Source organism: Exiguobacterium sp. N4-1P, assembly GCF_002214325.1.
On sequence record NZ_CP022237.1, the window covers coordinates 96,740 to 113,491 of the forward strand.

Genomic DNA, 16,752 nt, shown 5'->3' on the forward strand with positions numbered 1-16,752 from the left:
GGCAACGCACGTACACTAAATTAAAATGCGAAAGGAGAATGTTTAAAGATGGCAAGAGAATTCTCCCTTAAGAACACCCGTAATATCGGGATCATGGCCCACATCGATGCTGGTAAAACAACAACGACTGAGCGTATCCTCTATTACACGGGTCGTATCCACAAAATCGGTGAAACGCACGAAGGTGCTTCACAAATGGACTGGATGGAGCAAGAGCAAGAACGTGGAATCACGATTACATCGGCAGCAACAACTGCACAATGGAAAGGTAACCGCGTAAACATCATCGATACTCCTGGACACGTAGACTTCACTGTTGAAGTTGAACGTTCACTCCGTGTACTTGATGGTGCGGTTGCAGTACTTGATGCTCAGTCTGGTGTTGAGCCACAAACTGAGACAGTATGGCGCCAAGCTACAACTTACGGCGTACCACGTATCGTTTTCGTAAACAAAATGGATAAAATCGGTGCAGACTTCCTGTACTCGGTCGGAACGCTCCGCGATCGCCTTCAAGCGAACGCACACGCAATCCAAATTCCAATCGGCGCTGAAGATGAATTCAAAGGAATCATCGACCTCGTTGAAAAGAAAACATACATGTACGGTAACGACATCGGTACTGATATCGAAGTAACGGATGGTTTCCCTGCAGAATTCGCAGACGAAGCTGAAGAACTTCGTGCATCATTAATCGAAGCTGTTGCGGATTACGAAGAAGAAATGATGATGAAATACCTCGAGGGCGAGGAAATTTCAATCGAAGAGTTAAAAGCGGGTATCCGTAAAGCGACTCTTACAGTTGATTTCTACCCTGTACTCGTTGGTTCGGCATTCAAGAACAAAGGTGTCCAGCTTATGCTTGACGCAGTCCTTGACTACCTCCCATCACCAGTCGACGTAAAAGCAATCACAGGAATTAACATGGATACAGATGAAGAGATCGTTCGTGAGTCTACTGACGAAGCGCCATTTTCTGCACTTGCATTCAAAGTTATGACTGACCCGTATGTTGGTAAATTAACGTTCTTCCGTGTGTACTCTGGTACAGCTTCGGCAGGATCATACGTTAAGAACTCAACAAAAGGTAAACGTGAGCGTCTTGGACGTATCCTTCAAATGCACGCGAACAGCCGTGAGGAGATCCCAATGGTCTTCGCTGGTGACATCGCTGCAGCTGTAGGTCTTAAAGATACGACTACTGGTGATACGCTTTGTTCTGAGAAAGACAACGTCGTTCTCGAATCAATGACATTCCCAGAACCAGTTATCTCGGTCGCAATCGAACCAAAAACGAAAGCCGACCAAGATAAAATGGGTCAAGCACTTGCTAAGCTTGCTGAAGAGGATCCAACGTTCCGCACTGAAACAAACCCAGAGACTGGTCAAACGATCATCTCAGGTATGGGTGAGCTTCACCTCGACATCATCGTTGACCGTATGCGTCGCGAGTTCAAAGTCGAAGCTAACGTTGGTGCTCCACAAGTAGCTTACCGTGAAACGATTCGCCAAGCAGCGAAAATCGATTCTAAGTTCGCTCGTCAATCAGGTGGTCGTGGTCAGTATGGTCACGTCGTCGTAGAATTCGAGCCGAACGAAGAAGGTGCTGGCTTCGAGTTCAACAACAAAATCGTCGGTGGTGTTGTTCCGCGTGAATACATCCCAGCGGTTGAAAACGGAATCGAAGAAGCACTTCAAAACGGTATCCTTGCTGGTTATCCAGTAGTTGACGTTAAAGCAGCACTCGTTTTCGGTTCATACCACGATGTCGACTCAAACGAGATGGCATTTAAAATCGCGGCTTCAATGGCAGTCAAACAACTTAAAGATAAGAGCGGCGCTGTTATCCTTGAGCCAATGATGAAAGTTGAAATCGTCATCCCAGACGAATACATGGGAGACATCATGGGTGACGTTACGTCACGCCGTGGACGCGTTGAAGGTATGGAAGCTCGTGGGAACGCACAAGTCGTTCGCTCGATGATTCCACTTTCGGAAATGTTCGGATATGCAACAGGACTTCGTTCGCGCACACAAGGTCGCGGTACGTACTCAATGCACTTCGATCACTACGAAGAAGTACCGAAATCAGTTGCTGAAGAAATCATCAAAAAATCAAACGGCTAATCCTTCACAGGTTGTCACGATTATTTGATTAGTGTAAGCTAAGGAAGGTGTACGTTATTCGACGATTCACCTTCCTAGTTATAAAAAATTATTAGACACATAGAGGAGGAATTCAGAATGGGTAAAGAAAAATTCGACCGTTCTAAACCGCACGTTAACGTTGGTACAATTGGCCACGTCGACCACGGTAAAACAACTTTAACAGCAGCTATCTCAGCTGTACTTGCAAAATCACAAGGTAAAGCTGCAACTAAGTTTGACCAAATCGATGGTGCTCCAGAAGAGCGCGAGCGCGGTATCACTATCGCAACAGCTCACATCGAGTACGAAACAGAAAAACGCCACTATGCACACGTTGACTGCCCAGGTCACGCTGACTATGTTAAAAACATGATCACTGGTGCTGCACAAATGGACGGCGCGATCCTCGTTGTTTCTGCAACTGACGGTCCAATGCCACAAACACGTGAGCACATCTTGCTTTCACGTCAAGTAGGTGTTCCTTTCATCGTAGTATTCATGAACAAAGTCGACATGGTTGACGACGAAGAGCTTCTTGAACTCGTTGAAATGGAAATCCGCGAACTTCTTTCTGAGTATGACTTCCCAGGCGATGACCTCCCAGTTATCCAAGGATCTGCTCTCGGCGCGCTTAACGGCGAAGCTAAATGGGAAGAAAAAATCATGGAACTCATGACAGCTGTTGATGAGTACATCCCTGAGCCAACTCGCGACACTGAAAAAGACTTCATGATGCCAGTTGAGGATGTTTTCTCAATCACTGGTCGTGGTACAGTAGCTACTGGCCGCGTTGAGCGTGGAGTTCTTAAAGTCAACGACGAGATCGAAATCGTTGGTCTTCACGAAGAAACTAAAAAATCAGTATGTACTGGTGTAGAGATGTTCCGTAAGCTTCTTGACTATGCTGAAGCTGGCGACAACATCGGAGCTCTTCTTCGTGGTGTATCACGTGACGACATCGAGCGTGGACAAGTTCTCGCGAAACCAAACACAATCACACCGCACAAAACTTTCAAAGCGCAAGTTTACATCCTTTCAAAAGAAGAGGGTGGCCGTCACACGCCATTCTTCGGTAACTACCGTCCACAGTTCTACTTCCGTACAACTGACGTAACTGGTATGTGCCAACTTCCTGAAGGTACTGAAATGGTTATGCCTGGGGACAACATCGAATTGACTGTTGAACTCATCGCACCAATCGCTCTTGAAAAAGAAACTCGTTTCTCAATCCGTGAAGGTGGCCGTACAGTAGGCGCTGGATCAGTTACAGAAATCGTTGAGTAATTTTTAAGCAAAAAGGTCTTCCGTCTCCCGTGACGGAAGACCTTTTTTTGTTTTCTGAAAAACAGTCTTGCAACATGGTCAGACATCTTATATACTGAGGAAAGTGTTTGTGCGAGTGGTGAGAGACTTGAAAACAAGTTCTAATTTATTTTGCTTGCATTCTTGCTTGGAATTAAGTAAACTAGAATATGTTGGTCACAAACACAACGCGATGAAGCGGGAGGTTATGACACACCAGGCGGCATTGCCATGGCTAGTGTGGAAATTTCCGCGGAGAATGTCTATTTACGAAATAGGCGAAAAGGAGGGAAACAACATGGCAAATGAAAAAATTCGGATCCGTTTGAAAGCATACGATCACCGCGTGCTTGATCAATCGGCTGAGAAAATTGTCGACACAGCAAAACGTTCTGGTGCTACTGTATCTGGACCGATCCCACTCCCAACGGAGAAAGCGATCTACACAGTACTTCGTGCCGTTCACAAGTACAAAGATGCTCGTGAGCAGTTCGAAATGCGTACACACAAACGTTTGATCGACATCGTTAACCCAACACCGAAAACAGTTGATGCGCTTATGCGTCTTGAACTTCCATCGGGCGTTGACATTGAAATCAAACTTTAATTTTTCTTCTATAAATAGTTGATACTAGCCAGAAGATCAAAATCATTCAATATTAGGAGGTGTATCTCATGGCTAAAGGAATCTTAGGAACTAAACTCGGTATGACACAAATCTTCAACGAGTCAGGCGAAGTAGTACCAGTTACTGTCGTTTCAGTAGAAGGTAACGTTGTTCTTCAATTGAAGACAATGGAAGTGGACGGTTACGAAGCAGTCCAACTCGGCTTTGGTGATATCAAAGAAGGTCGTCAAAACAAACCGCAAAAAGGTCACGCTGCGAAAGCAAGTGCGACACCTAAGCGCTTCATTAAAGAAATCCGTACATCTGTAACAGATTTCGAAATCGGTCAAGAGATTAAAGCAGATACTTTCGCTGCAGGCGAAATGGTTGATGTAACAGGTACGTCGAAAGGTAAAGGTTTCGCTGGAGCAATCAAGCGTCACAACCAATCACGTGGTCCAATGGCTCACGGTTCGCGTTACCACCGTCGCCCAGGTTCAATGGGTCCTGTCGCTCCAAACCGTGTATTCAAAGGGAAATTGCTCCCAGGACGCATGGGTGGAGAACAAATCACTGTTCAAAACCTTGAAATCGTAAAAGTTGATGTAGAACGTGGCTTACTCCTCGTCAAGGGTGCTATCCCAGGCGCGCGTAAGAGCCAAGTTGTCGTCAAAACTGCGGTTAAAGGCAACTAATCCGTTTGCAAGGAAAGGAGGAATAACGAATGCCTAAAGTAGCTTTGCTTAACCAAACAGGTACACAAGTTGGAGATATTGAGCTCGCAGATGCCGTTTTCGGAATCGAGCCAAACGAAGCAGTCGTATACGATGCAATCGTCATGCAACAAGCTTCACGTCGCCAAGGTACACATGATACAAAAGGTCGCTCGGAAGTTCGCGGTGGCGGCCGTAAACCATGGAAACAAAAAGGTACTGGTCGTGCACGCCAAGGTTCGATCCGTTCGCCACAATGGGTTGGCGGTGGAACAGTCTTCGGTCCAACACCACGTTCGTACGCTTATAAACTTCCTAAAAAGGTTCGTCGTCTCGCATTACGTTCAGCACTTTCTTCGAAAGTCGCTAACAACGAGTTCATCGTTCTTGAAGGTTTGACAATCGATGCTCCGAAAACAAAAGATATGATTTCGGTCTTCGCTGCTCTTTCAATCGAACGTAAAGTTCTTGTCGTTACTGCTGATTACAACGAGACAGTCGTTCTTTCAACACGCAACATTCCTGGTGTCACAGTCGTTGACGCTGCTGGAGTAAACGTCCTTGATCTTGTCGGACACGACAAAGTCATCTTCACGAAGGATGCAGTTGCGAGAGTAGAGGAGGTGCTTGCATAATGGCACATACACACGACATTATCAAACGTCCTGTAATTACTGAACGCTCAGTGAACCAAATGGCTGAGAAAAAGTACACGTTCGAAGTAGACGTGAAGGCATCTAAGACTCAAATCAAAGATGCTGTTGAAGCGATCTTCGGCGTTAAAGTTGAAAAAATCAACACACTTATCTCAAAACCAAAAGCAAAACGCGTAGGTCGTCACGCTGGTTACACAGCACGCCGCAAAAAAGCGGTCGTCACGCTTACTGCAGATAGCAAAGAACTCGATTACCTCGGTTAATCGGTACTCTGTAGAAAAGGAGGGAACTCTCGATGGGAATTAAAAAGTTTAAACCGACCACTAACGGTCGTCGTAACATGACTGCACTCGACTTTGCTGAAATTACGGCTTCACGTCCTGAAAAATCGTTAACTGAAAAGCTTTCGAAAAAGGGCGGACGTAACAACCAAGGTCGCTTGACAGTACGTCACCAAGGTGGCGGACACAAACGTAAATACCGTATCATCGACTTCAAACGTAACAAGGATGGCATCGCTGGCCGTATCGCTACAATCGAGTACGATCCGAACCGCTCTGCAAACATCGCTCTTGTACACTACATCGATGGTGAAAAACGCTACATCCTCGCACCTAAAGGATTGAAAGTTGACATGCAAATCATGTCAGGAGCAGAAGCTGACATTAAAGTCGGTAACGCTCTTCCACTTGTAAACATCCCAGTTGGTACGTTGATCCACAACATCGAACTTAAGCCTGGTAAAGGTGGTCAGCTCGTTCGTTCAGCTGGTACTTCTGCTCAGCTTCTCGGTAAAGATGGTAAATACGCGATTGTTCGTCTTCAATCAGGCGAAACACGTATGATCCTTGCTACTTGCCGTGCTACAATCGGCGCTGTCGGTAATGAAGAGCATGAGCTCGTCAATATCGGTAAAGCTGGTCGTTCACGCTGGCTCGGAAAACGTCCTACAGTTCGTGGTTCTGTAATGAACCCAGTTGATCACCCACACGGTGGTGGTGAAGGACGTGCTCCAATCGGTCGTTCGGGCCCACTTACTCCTTGGGGTAAACCGGCACTCGGATACAAAACTCGTAAGAAAAACAAAGCGAGCGATAAATACATCGTCCGCCGTTCTAAAAAATAATTACGTGATTTCTGAACGGTTCGTAGGAACCGTTCCTGAATCATGCCAAAGGGAGGTACAACTATGGGTCGCAGCTTGAAAAAAGGTCCATTTGCAGATCACCATTTGCTCGCTAAGGTTGATAAAGCCAACGAAGCTGGTGACAAGCATGTTATCAAAACTTGGTCACGCCGCTCGACAATCTTCCCAGAGTTCATCGGTCACACGATCGCTGTCTACGATGGTCGTAAACACGTACCGGTTTACGTGACAGAAGATATGGTCGGTCACAAACTTGGTGAATTCGCGCCAACTCGTTCTTATAAAGGACATGCTGGTAACGATAAGAAGACGAAACGTTAATCTGAGGGGAGGTACTCATTATGCAATCAAAAGCATCGGCTAATATGGTTCGCATTGCTCCTCGTAAGGCACGTCTCGTAGTAGACTTAATCCGCGGGAAGCAAATCGGCGAAGCTCTTTCGATTCTTGCTTACACGAACAAGGCAGCAACGCCAATCGTTGAAAAAGCATTGAAATCGGCAATCGCGAACGCTGAGCACAACTTCGACATGAACATCGAAAACCTCGTAGTAACAGAGGCTTACGTCAACGAAGGTCCAACGCTCAAACGTTTCCGCCCACGTGCAATGGGTCGCGCAAGCCGTATCAACAAACGTACGAGCCACGTTCACATCGTGGTATCTGAAAAATAAGGAGGGATTACCGTGGGTCAGAAGATTAACCCAACTGGTCTTCGCGTAGGTATCATCAAAGACTGGGAATCACGTTGGTTCGCAGATAAAGACTATGCTGATCTCCTTCATGAAGACTACGTAGTTCGTGAATATATCGAAAAACGTCTTAAAGACGCTAGTGTTTCTAAAATTGAAATCGAGCGCGCTGCAAACCGCTTGAACATTTCACTTCACACTGCTAAACCTGGTATGGTTATCGGTAAAGGCGGTTCTGAAATCGAAACACTTCGTACAGACATCACTAACCTTGCAAAAGGCAAACGCGTTCACGTTAACGTCGTTGAAGTGAAAAACCCGGATGCAGTTGCTAAACTTGTCGCTGAAAACATCGCTCGCCAACTTGAAGGCCGCGTATCTTTCCGTCGTGCAATGAAGCAATCAATCCAACGTTCTATGCGTTCAGGTATCAAAGGAATCAAGACTGAAGTTTCTGGTCGTCTTGGTGGCGCTGATATCGCTCGTTCAGAGAAGTATTCAGAAGGAACAGTTCCACTTCATACACTCCGTGCAGACATCGATTACGGTACTGCTGAAGCTGATACAACTTACGGCAAAATTGGCGTAAAAGTATGGCTCCACCACGGTGAAGTGCTTCCTACTAAAAAAGCAGCATCTAACGAACAATAATCCACATCCGTCTAGGGAAGGAGGCAACACAACATGTTGTTACCAAAACGTGTAAAATATCGTCGTGTTCACCGCGGCAACATGCGTGGTAAAGCGAAACGTGGTACTACAGTACACTTCGGCGAGTTCGGTATCCAAGCTCAAGAAGCTAGCTGGATCACTAGCCGTCAAATCGAATCAGCGCGTATCGCGATGACTCGTTATATGAAACGTGGTGGTAAAGTGTGGATCAAGATTTTCCCACATAAACCATACACTAAAAAACCTCTTGAAGTCCGAATGGGTTCAGGTAAAGGTGCTCCGGAGGGCTGGGTTGCAGTCGTTAAACCGGGGAAAGTAATGTTCGAAATCGCAGGAGTATCGGAAGAGATCGCACGCGAAGCTCTCCGTCTTGCATCACACAAACTTCCAGTAAAATGTAAGTTCGTAAAACGTGAAGAAAATGGTGGTGATACGAATGAAAGCAACTGATCTCCGTCAGCAAACTACAGAAGAGCTCAACGGTAAAGTCGGTTCGTGGAAAGAAGAGTTGTTCAACCTTCGTTTCCAACTCGCGACTGGTCAGCTTGAGAACCCTGCTCGTATCCGTGAAGTGCGCAAGTCGATTGCACGCGCGAAAACCGTTCTTCGTGAACGCGAACTCGGCATCAACAACGCATAATTCACTCGGATTCTGAGAGGAGGAACACTCAATGGAACGCACTAACAACCGCAAAGTATTAACTGGACGCGTCGTATCTGACAAAATGGATAAAACGATCGTTGTTTCAGTTGAGACTAAAGTAAAGCACAAGCTCTACGGCAAACGCGTAAACTACTCTAAGAAGTATAAAACGCATGATGAAAGCAACACAGCTAAAATCGGTGATGTTGTACGCATTCAAGAAACACGTCCACTTTCTAAGGACAAACGTTTCCGTCTCGTAGAAGTCGTCGAAAAAGCAGTAATCATCTAAACTCTAATTAGTTCGGATGAATAAACATCCGGAGGGAGGTACAATCGTATGATTCAACAAGAATCTCGCTTGAAAGTAGCAGACAACTCAGGAGCTCGTGAAGTCTTGACGATCAAAGTCCTCGGTGGATCTGGTCGCAAAACTGCTAACATCGGTGACGTAATTGTTTGCACAGTTAAACAAGCAACACCAGGTGGCGTTGTCAAAAAAGGTGAAGTTGTACGCGCAGTAGTCGTTCGTACTAAACGTGGCGTTCGTCGTAAAGACGGTTCGTACATCCGTTTTGACGAAAATGCAGCAGTCATCATCAAAGATGATAAAAGCCCACGTGGCACACGTATCTTCGGACCAGTCGCACGCGAACTTCGTGAAAAAGACTTCATGAAGATCGTCTCGTTGGCACCGGAAGTACTTTAATTCCAAAGAATTCCTACAAGGAGGTGCTCTAACGATGCATGTCAAAAAAGGTGATAAAGTTCAGGTTATGACTGGTAAAGATAAAGGCAAACAAGGCGTTATTCTTACTGCTATGCCTAAAAAAGATCGCGTTATCGTCGAAGGCGTTAACATGATCAAAAAACACACAAAACCTTCTCAACTTAACCCGCAAGGCGGAATTGTCGAGAAAGAAGCACCGATTCACGTATCGAACGTTATGCTCATCGACCCTAAGACAGGAACTCCAACACGCGTTGGTTTCACTGTGGTTGACGGCAAGAAAGTACGTATCGCTAAAAAATCGGGCGAAGCTTTAGATAAATAAGAAGATTTAAAGAAAGGAGGTCCACTTTCTGATGAACCGTTTAAAAGCTAAATACCAAGACGAAATCGTCAAAGTAATGATGGAGAAATTCAACTATACTTCTGTAATGCAAGCGCCGAAAGTCGATAAGATCGTAATCAACATGGGTGTTGGTGACGCTGTTACGAACACGAAAGCACTTGACATGGCAGTAGAAGAGCTTCAGCTCCTCACTGGTCAGAAGCCACTCATCACGAAAGCTAAGAAATCAATCGCTGGTTTCAAACTTCGTGAAGGTATGCCAATCGGTGCGAAGGTTACACTTCGCGGAGAGCGCATGTTCGAATTCCTCGACAAGTTGATCAACGTGTCACTTCCACGTGTACGTGACTTCCGTGGTGTATCGAAGAAATCATTCGATGGCCGTGGTAACTACACGCTAGGCGTGAAGGAACAATTGATCTTCCCAGAGATCGACTACGATCGCGTATCTAAAGTCCGTGGTATGGACATCGTTATCGTAACTACTGCTAATACGGATGAAGAGTCTCGTGAGCTTCTCACAGCACTCGGCATGCCATTCCAAAAATAAGGGAGGCCGCACACATGGCTAAGAAATCAATGATCGCACGTGAAGTAAAACGCCAAGCACTCGTAGAGCGCTACGCTGAACAACGCGCAGAATTGAAAGCACAAGGCGACTACATCGGCTTGAGCAAACTCCCACGTAACTCTTCAGCGGTTCGTTTACACAACCGTTGCAGTATCACTGGCCGTCCACACGGTTACATTGGTAAATTCGGTATCAGCCGTATTAAGTTCCGTGATCTTGCTCATAAAGGTCAAATCCCTGGTGTTAAAAAAGCAAGCTGGTAATTCATTAAAGTTGTGAAAGGAGGTACATCGCATGGTTATGACAGATCCGATTGCAGATATGCTTACACGCATTCGTAATGCAAACATGGTTCGCCATGAGAAGTTGGAAATGCCAGCTTCTACAATCAAACGTGAAGTCGCTGAAATCCTCAAACGTGAAGGTTTCATCCGCGATGTTGAATATCTCGAGGACAGCAAACAAGGTACGCTCCGCGTATTCCTTAAGTATGGCGCAAGCAACGAACGCGTTATCACTGGACTCAAACGTATCTCGAAACCAGGTCTTCGCGTTTACGCGAAAGCTGATGAAATCCCGAAAGTACTCGGTGGTCTCGGAATCGCTATCGTTTCAACATCTAAAGGTGTTATGACAGACAAAGAAGCTCGCCAACAAAAAGTCGGCGGCGAAGTGATCGCATACATCTGGTAATTCACGCATAAAAAGAACGGAGGTGTCTTAAATGTCACGTATTGGTAAAAAGCCGGTCGTTATCCCAGCAGGCGTTACAGTAACAGTTGAAAACAGCACAGTTACAGTAAAAGGTCCTAAAGGTGAACTCACACGTGAGTTCAACCCGACTATGGCTATCAACGTAGAAGGTAATGAATTGACTGTCGTTCGTCCAAACGACGAAAAGGCTAACCGTACAATTCACGGAACGACTCGTGCGCTTATCGCGAACATGGTCGAAGGTGTAAACAACGGTTTTGCTAAGACACTTGATATCCAAGGTGTTGGTTACCGTGCTCAAAAGCAAGGTAACAAAATCGTACTCAACCTCGGTTACTCACACCCAATCGAGTACACTCCGGAACAAGGCATTGAAGTCGAAGTTCCTACGAATACGCAAATCATCATCCGCGGAATCAACAAAGAGCGTGTTGGACACGTTGCTGCATTGATTCGTTCGTACCGTCAACCTGAGCCGTACAAAGGTAAAGGAATTCGTTACAGTGATGAAGTCGTTCGTCGTAAAGAAGGTAAAACAGGTAAGTAATTCGTTGATACGAATTGACCGGAAAGGAGTGGCATAAATGATCTCAAAGGCAGACAAAAACGCTACGCGTAAAAAGCGTCATGGTCGTGTACGTCGTACAATCATCGGGACTGCAACACGTCCACGCATGAACGTATTCCGTTCGAACAAGAACATTTACGTACAAGTCATTGACGATGCAACACATGCAACACTCGCATCTGCATCATCACTCGATCTTGAAAAAGGCAACACAGCTGACGCTGCAACAGCAGTCGGTAAGCTCGCAGCTGAACGCGCTCTTGAAAAAGGTATTGAAACAGTCGTTTTCGACCGTGGAGGATATCTCTATCATGGACGTATCAAAGCTGTAGCTGAAGCAGCTCGTGAAGCTGGTCTCAAATTCTAATAGAAAAGGAGGGAACCTCTACATGCGCCAGTTAGAAATTAACATGGATCAACTCGAAGAACGCGTTGTTACTGTAAACCGCGTCGCGAAAGTAGTAAAAGGTGGCCGTCGCTTCCGTTTTGCTGCACTCGTCGTCGTAGGTGACAAGAATGGTCACGTAGGTTTCGGTACGGGTAAAGCTCAGGAAGTGCCTGAAGCGATCCGTAAAGCAATCGAAGATGCAAAGAAAAACATGGTTAACGTCCCAATCGTTAACACTACAATTCCACACGAAATCAACGGAATTTTCGGTGCAGGTCACGTCTTCTTGAAACCTGCTTCTGAAGGTACTGGAGTCATCGCTGGTGGCCCAGTTCGTGCGGTTCTCGAATTAGCGGGAATCAACGACATTCTTTCGAAATCACTTGGATCAAGCACTCCAATCAACATGGTTCGTGCGACTGTTAAAGGTCTCACTTCACTTAAACGTGCTGAAGACGTTGCGAAACTCCGCGGTAAAACCGTCGAAGAACTTCGCGGTTAAGAAAGGGAGGGAATACAGATGGCGAAACTCGCAGTTACCCTCACACGCAGCATGATCGGTCGTCCGGAGAACCAACGCGTTACTACTCGTACGCTTGGTCTCCGTAAGATGCACCAAACGGTTGTCGTACCTGACAACGCTGCTATGCGTGGGATGATTAACCACGTGTCACACTTATTGACAGTTAAAGAAATTCAAGAGTAATAGAACGATATAATTTTATGAGGAGGTGCCCCACTATGAAACTCCATGAATTGAAACCAGCTGCTGGTTCACGTTCAGAACGCAACCGTGTAGGTCGCGGTATGTCTTCTGGTAACGGTAAGACTTCTGGCCGTGGTCACAAAGGTCAAAAAGCTCGTTCAGGCGGTGGTGTTCGTCCAGGTTTCGAAGGTGGACAAAACCCACTTTTCCGTCGTTTACCAAAACGCGGCTTCAACAACCCGACTCGTAAAGAGTTCGCGGTTATCAACCTTGACACACTTAACCGTTTTGAAGAAGGAACTGAAGTAACTCCTGAACTTCTTATCGAGACTCGCGCAGTCAAAGGTATGAAAGACGGCGTTAAGATCCTTTCAAACGGCAAGATTGAAAAGAAACTGACAGTAAAAGCTCACAAGTTCTCCGAAGCTGCGAAGCAAGCGATCGAAGCTGCCGGCGGTACGGTTGAGGTGATCTAATGTTTCAAGCGATCTCCAATATGTGGCGCGTAGCCGACATCCGTCGGCGCATTCTCTTTACCTTGGCCCTGATTATCGTGTTCCGGATCGGAGCGCATATCCCAGTGCCGATGGTAAACACTGAAGTATTCAAGATTGACGAGAATGGTATTCTCGGATTCTTGAACTCCTTCGGCGGGAATGCTTTGCAGAATTTCTCACTCTTTGCGATGGGAATCATGCCGTATATTACGGCCTCGATCGTTGTCCAACTCTTACAGATGGACGTTGTTCCAAAGTTTGCCGAATGGGCAAAACAAGGAGAGGCGGGCCGTAAGAAGTTAGCAACGGTAACGCGCTATGGAACGATCGTACTCGGCTTAGTCCAAGCGTTTGGAATCGCGCTTGGATTTAACCGTATCTATCCAGGTCTTGTCAATGAAGATTTTGGCACCTGGACGTACGTTATGATTGCACTTGTTTTGACGGCTGGTACAGCGTTCTTGATGTTCCTCGGTGAACTCATTACGGAGAAGGGCATTGGTAACGGGATATCAATGATCATCTTCGCTGGGATTGTCGCAGGCTTCCCGAACGCGTTCCGCCAGATTTACGAAACAAAGCTCCAAAATGCAGGGGATGCTTTGTTCGTCAATGTGCTTTATATCGTACTGTTGCTTTTAATCATCATTGCGGTCATCGTCGGTGTCATCTATGTGCAGCAAGCTGCACGTAAGATTCCGATTCAGTACGCTAAGCGTACGGTGAACCGTGCGCCAGTAGGCGGCCAATCGACACACTTGCCGATGAAGCTGAATGCTGCTGGTGTTATCCCAGTTATCTTCGCGGTATCGTTCATGGTGACTCCACCAACGATTGCAAGTTTCTTTGCGAGTCCGGAAAACGCGACGAAAATTCGTGACATCTTCGACTATACGAGTCCAATCGGAATGTCGATTTATGTTGCATTGATCATCGCCTTCTCGTACTTCTACACATTCGTTCAGGTCAACCCGGAACAAATGGCAGAGAACCTTCAAAAACAAGGCGGGTACATTCCTGGTATCCGTCCTGGTAAGCAAACGGAACAATACATCACGAAGATCCTCTATCGTCTGACATTCTTCGGTTCGCTCTTCCTTGCTGTCATCGCGGTAACGCCAACGTTCTTTATTAAGTTCGCTGGTTTACCGAACTCGGTGCAAATTGGTGGAACAAGCTTGCTGATTGTCATCGGTGTAGGTCTTGAGACGATGAAACAGATTGAAAGTCAACTGGTTAAACGACACTACAAAGGCTTTATCCGATAAGGCGGGAGGAAGGGGACCATCCCTTTCCTTTCTGTTGTGTCTATAGAGTCTATAGAAGTGGAGGCTACCGACATGAATCTTGTATTGATGGGCTTGCCGGGTGCTGGAAAAGGGACGCAGGCTGCGAAAATTATCGAAGACTACGCCATTCCACACATCTCGACAGGCGACATGTTCCGCGCGGCGATCAAAGATCAAACACCGCTCGGGCAGGAAGCGAAATCGTACATGGATAAAGGGGAACTCGTTCCGGATGAAGTCACAATCGGCATCGTACGTGAACGTCTCGCCAAAGAAGACTGTGCAAATGGTTTTCTTCTTGACGGTTTCCCACGCACAGTGAAACAAGCAGATGCTCTTGAAGCATTACTTGCGGATCTTAACAAACAAATCGATCACGTCATTCACATCGGTGTCAACCCGGAGAAACTTGTCCCTCGTTTGACAGGCCGCCGGATTTGCCCGACATGTGGAGCAACGTATCACGTCATCTATAACCCACCAAAAGTGGAAGGTGTCTGTGATATCGACGGATCAGCACTTGTTCAACGTGAAGATGATCAAGAAGAAACGGTTCGCCGTCGTCTTGAAGTCAACGTCGCGCAAGCGCAACCTTTGATTGACTTTTACGCTGAAAAAGGGTATCTTCGTAATTTGGACGGTGATCGTCCGATTAATGAAGTTTACTCCGATGTTCAAGCACTTCTTGGTGGTCAGTAATGATCATTACGAAAGCGCCGCGTGAAATCGACATTATGCGTAAGGCAGGACAAATCGTCGCTCGGACGCATAAGGCGCTTAAAGCTCACATTCGTCCAGGCATCACGACGGGGCAACTCGACGCGATCGCTGAACGTTATATTCGAAGTCAAGGGGCAACACCATCGTTTAAAGGTTATAATGGGTTTACTGGTAGCATCTGCGCATCAGTAAATGAAGAACTTGTCCATGGTATTCCGGGTGACCGCGTACTCCACGATGGAGACATCATCTCGATTGATATCGGGGCGGAGTATAATGGATATCACGGAGATTCAGCCTGGACATATCCGGTCGGTACAATCTCTGAAGAGACAAAGCAGTTACTTGACGTAACTGAAGAATCTCTGTATAAAGGATTGGAGCGCGCCAAAGCTGGTGTGCACCTGACAGATATTTCGCATGCGATTCAGTCACATGTCGAAGCAGCGAATTTTTCTGTAGTCCGCGAATATGTGGGCCACGGCGTGGGACAAAATTTGCATGAAGATCCGCAAATCCCACATTATGGACCACCGGGGAAAGGGCCGCGCCTGAAAACCGGCATGACACTGGCGATTGAGCCAATGGTCAACGTCGGGAAACGCTATGTTCGCACACTATCCGACAATTGGACGGTAGTGACAGTGGACGGTAGCATGTGCGCCCACTTTGAGCACACCATCGCCATCACAGACGACGGCTACGAGATCTTAACGGTCGATGCAGAGTGAGCTGTGCGCGTTATTGGTGTCACCTTTCTATAAGCCGCTATCCACTCGTGTTTGTGACCGATGATCTCTCAACGGCTACTGTAGAAAGCCCCTAAGCGCTACAAATCGTCTGGGCTCCCAATCAACTTTATAGAGAAAGGGGTATAATTGATGGCGAAACAAGATGTAATCGAAGTGGAAGGTACGGTTATCGAACCACTTCCAAATGCGATGTTTAAGGTGGAGTTAGAAAACGGCCACACGGTCCTCGCGCACGTCTCAGGAAAAATTCGGATGCACTTCATTCGGATCTTACCAGGAGATAAAGTAACAGTTGAGTTGTCACCATACGACTTAACTCGCGGACGGATCACATACCGTTTCAAATAAAAACTCCGATTTTTTCAGGAGGAGGTATTCACAATGAAAGTAAGACCTTCGGTTAAACCGATCTGTGAAAAGTGTAAAGTTATCCGCCGTAAAGGCAAAGTAATGGTTATTTGCGAAAACCCTAAGCATAAACAAAAACAAGGGTAATTAAACAAGGAGGTGCACACATGGCACGTATTGCTGGTGTAGATATTCCACGTGAGAAACGCATCGTTATCTCACTCACTTACATCTATGGTGTTGGTAAAACGACTGCTCAGAAAGTCTTGAAAGAAGCTGGTATCTCTGAAGATACTCGTACTCGTGAATTGACTGAAGAACAACTCAACCAACTTCGTGATGGTTTAGATAAAGTAAAAGTTGAGGGTGACCTTCGTCGTGAAATCTCACTCAACATCAAACGTTTGATCGAAATCGGTTGCTACCGTGGTGTTCGTCACCGTCGTGGTCTTCCAGTTCGTGGTCAAAACACTAAAAACAACTCGCGTACTCGTAAAGGCCCACGCCGTACAGTAGCGAACAAGAAGAAGTAAGGGAGGGTAA

29 protein-coding genes are annotated in these 16,752 nt (G+C 46.3%); all 29 read left to right on the top strand.

What is annotated here, in order from left to right; translation table 11 throughout:
• Positions 1–48 precede the first annotated feature (48 nt).
• The 29 genes from fusA (at position 49) to rpsM (ending at position 16,742) form a co-directional block, all read left to right on the top strand.
• Positions 49–2,127 (top strand): elongation factor G, encoded by a 2,079-nt coding sequence (gene fusA, locus A0126_RS16070; RefSeq protein ID WP_029332256.1) that lies wholly within the window; start codon positions 49–51, stop codon positions 2,125–2,127.
• Between the two features lie 117 nt (positions 2,128–2,244).
• Positions 2,245–3,432 (top strand): elongation factor Tu, encoded by a 1,188-nt coding sequence (tuf, locus tag A0126_RS16075; RefSeq protein WP_088836007.1) that lies wholly within the window; start codon positions 2,245–2,247, stop codon positions 3,430–3,432.
• A gap of 316 nt (positions 3,433–3,748) precedes the next feature.
• On the top strand, positions 3,749–4,057 hold the full coding sequence (rpsJ, locus tag A0126_RS16080; RefSeq protein ID WP_029332258.1) for a 30S ribosomal protein S10: 309 nt from the start codon (positions 3,749–3,751) through the stop codon (positions 4,055–4,057).
• Between the two features lie 68 nt (positions 4,058–4,125).
• Positions 4,126–4,752: a 50S ribosomal protein L3 gene (gene rplC, locus A0126_RS16085; RefSeq protein WP_029332259.1), complete on the top strand. Its 627-nt coding sequence runs from the start codon at positions 4,126–4,128 to the stop codon at positions 4,750–4,752.
• 29 nt (positions 4,753–4,781) lie between these two features.
• Positions 4,782–5,405, top strand: a complete 624-nt coding sequence (rplD, locus tag A0126_RS16090; RefSeq protein WP_029332260.1) for a 50S ribosomal protein L4 — start codon at positions 4,782–4,784, stop codon at positions 5,403–5,405.
• Entirely contained in the window at positions 5,405–5,689 is a 285-nt protein-coding gene (rplW, locus tag A0126_RS16095) for a 50S ribosomal protein L23 (protein ID WP_029332261.1), read from the top strand. Before rplD ends, rplW begins: the two co-directional genes overlap by 1 nt.
• A gap of 32 nt (positions 5,690–5,721) precedes the next feature.
• Positions 5,722–6,552 (top strand): 50S ribosomal protein L2, encoded by an 831-nt coding sequence (rplB, locus tag A0126_RS16100; RefSeq protein WP_029332262.1) that lies wholly within the window; start codon positions 5,722–5,724, stop codon positions 6,550–6,552.
• A 63-nt stretch (positions 6,553–6,615) separates the two neighbouring features.
• A complete protein-coding gene (gene rpsS / locus A0126_RS16105; protein ID WP_012369013.1) occupies positions 6,616–6,894 on the top strand; it encodes a 30S ribosomal protein S19 in 279 nt (92 codons plus the stop codon).
• A 20-nt stretch (positions 6,895–6,914) separates the two neighbouring features.
• A complete protein-coding gene (gene rplV, locus A0126_RS16110; protein ID WP_029332264.1) occupies positions 6,915–7,247 on the top strand; it encodes a 50S ribosomal protein L22 in 333 nt (110 codons plus the stop codon).
• Between the two features lie 12 nt (positions 7,248–7,259).
• On the top strand, positions 7,260–7,916 hold the full coding sequence (gene rpsC / locus A0126_RS16115; RefSeq protein WP_026834299.1) for a 30S ribosomal protein S3: 657 nt from the start codon (positions 7,260–7,262) through the stop codon (positions 7,914–7,916).
• Positions 7,917–7,949: 33 nt separating this feature from the next.
• Entirely contained in the window at positions 7,950–8,387 is a 438-nt protein-coding gene (gene rplP, locus A0126_RS16120) for a 50S ribosomal protein L16 (RefSeq protein WP_012369016.1), read from the top strand.
• A complete protein-coding gene (rpmC, locus tag A0126_RS16125) occupies positions 8,374–8,577 on the top strand; it encodes a 50S ribosomal protein L29 (protein ID WP_012369017.1) in 204 nt (67 codons plus the stop codon). The genes rplP and rpmC overlap by 14 nt, the downstream gene beginning before the upstream one ends.
• Before the next feature lie 31 nt (positions 8,578–8,608).
• Positions 8,609–8,872: a 30S ribosomal protein S17 gene (gene rpsQ, locus A0126_RS16130; RefSeq protein WP_014969155.1), complete on the top strand. Its 264-nt coding sequence runs from the start codon at positions 8,609–8,611 to the stop codon at positions 8,870–8,872.
• A 48-nt stretch (positions 8,873–8,920) separates the two neighbouring features.
• Complete coding sequence (gene rplN / locus A0126_RS16135; RefSeq protein ID WP_012369019.1) at positions 8,921–9,289, top strand: 50S ribosomal protein L14; 369 nt, start codon at positions 8,921–8,923, stop codon at positions 9,287–9,289.
• Between the two features lie 34 nt (positions 9,290–9,323).
• The gene (gene rplX / locus A0126_RS16140) at positions 9,324–9,635 is read left to right on the top strand and encodes a 50S ribosomal protein L24 (RefSeq protein ID WP_029332265.1); all 312 of its coding nucleotides are present in this window, start codon (positions 9,324–9,326) and stop codon (positions 9,633–9,635) included.
• Between the two features lie 31 nt (positions 9,636–9,666).
• Complete coding sequence (gene rplE, locus A0126_RS16145; protein WP_029332266.1) at positions 9,667–10,206, top strand: 50S ribosomal protein L5; 540 nt, start codon at positions 9,667–9,669, stop codon at positions 10,204–10,206.
• A 14-nt stretch (positions 10,207–10,220) separates the two neighbouring features.
• Entirely contained in the window at positions 10,221–10,490 is a 270-nt protein-coding gene (gene rpsN / locus A0126_RS16150) for a 30S ribosomal protein S14 (protein WP_012369022.1), read from the top strand.
• Between the two features lie 31 nt (positions 10,491–10,521).
• Positions 10,522–10,920 carry a 30S ribosomal protein S8 gene (rpsH, locus tag A0126_RS16155; protein ID WP_012369023.1) on the top strand — a complete coding sequence of 133 codons (399 nt, stop codon included), beginning with the start codon at positions 10,522–10,524 and terminating at the stop codon, positions 10,918–10,920.
• A gap of 31 nt (positions 10,921–10,951) precedes the next feature.
• The gene (rplF, locus tag A0126_RS16160; protein WP_029332267.1) at positions 10,952–11,488 is read left to right on the top strand and encodes a 50S ribosomal protein L6; all 537 of its coding nucleotides are present in this window, start codon (positions 10,952–10,954) and stop codon (positions 11,486–11,488) included.
• 37 nt (positions 11,489–11,525) lie between these two features.
• Entirely contained in the window at positions 11,526–11,876 is a 351-nt protein-coding gene (rplR, locus tag A0126_RS16165; protein ID WP_029332268.1) for a 50S ribosomal protein L18, read from the top strand.
• 22 nt (positions 11,877–11,898) lie between these two features.
• Positions 11,899–12,399 carry a 30S ribosomal protein S5 gene (rpsE, locus tag A0126_RS16170; protein WP_012369026.1) on the top strand — a complete coding sequence of 167 codons (501 nt, stop codon included), beginning with the start codon at positions 11,899–11,901 and terminating at the stop codon, positions 12,397–12,399.
• A gap of 18 nt (positions 12,400–12,417) precedes the next feature.
• On the top strand, positions 12,418–12,603 hold the full coding sequence (gene rpmD, locus A0126_RS16175) for a 50S ribosomal protein L30 (protein WP_012369027.1): 186 nt from the start codon (positions 12,418–12,420) through the stop codon (positions 12,601–12,603).
• Positions 12,604–12,638: 35 nt separating this feature from the next.
• Complete coding sequence (gene rplO / locus A0126_RS16180) at positions 12,639–13,079, top strand: 50S ribosomal protein L15 (RefSeq protein WP_029332269.1); 441 nt, start codon at positions 12,639–12,641, stop codon at positions 13,077–13,079.
• Positions 13,079–14,368 carry a preprotein translocase subunit SecY gene (secY, locus tag A0126_RS16185; protein ID WP_088836008.1) on the top strand — a complete coding sequence of 430 codons (1,290 nt, stop codon included), beginning with the start codon at positions 13,079–13,081 and terminating at the stop codon, positions 14,366–14,368. Before rplO ends, secY begins: the two co-directional genes overlap by 1 nt.
• Before the next feature lie 72 nt (positions 14,369–14,440).
• A complete protein-coding gene (locus A0126_RS16190; RefSeq protein WP_026834297.1) occupies positions 14,441–15,088 on the top strand; it encodes an adenylate kinase in 648 nt (215 codons plus the stop codon).
• Positions 15,088–15,840: a type I methionyl aminopeptidase gene (gene map / locus A0126_RS16195; protein WP_088836009.1), complete on the top strand. Its 753-nt coding sequence runs from the start codon at positions 15,088–15,090 to the stop codon at positions 15,838–15,840. The genes A0126_RS16190 and map overlap by 1 nt, the downstream gene beginning before the upstream one ends.
• Positions 15,841–15,990: 150 nt before the next feature.
• The gene (gene infA, locus A0126_RS16200) at positions 15,991–16,209 is read left to right on the top strand and encodes a translation initiation factor IF-1 (RefSeq protein WP_012369032.1); all 219 of its coding nucleotides are present in this window, start codon (positions 15,991–15,993) and stop codon (positions 16,207–16,209) included.
• Between the two features lie 33 nt (positions 16,210–16,242).
• On the top strand, positions 16,243–16,356 hold the full coding sequence (gene rpmJ, locus A0126_RS16205) for a 50S ribosomal protein L36 (RefSeq protein WP_003156543.1): 114 nt from the start codon (positions 16,243–16,245) through the stop codon (positions 16,354–16,356).
• Positions 16,357–16,376: 20 nt separating this feature from the next.
• A complete protein-coding gene (gene rpsM / locus A0126_RS16210) occupies positions 16,377–16,742 on the top strand; it encodes a 30S ribosomal protein S13 (protein WP_012369033.1) in 366 nt (121 codons plus the stop codon).
• Positions 16,743–16,752: the final 10 nt, after the last annotated feature.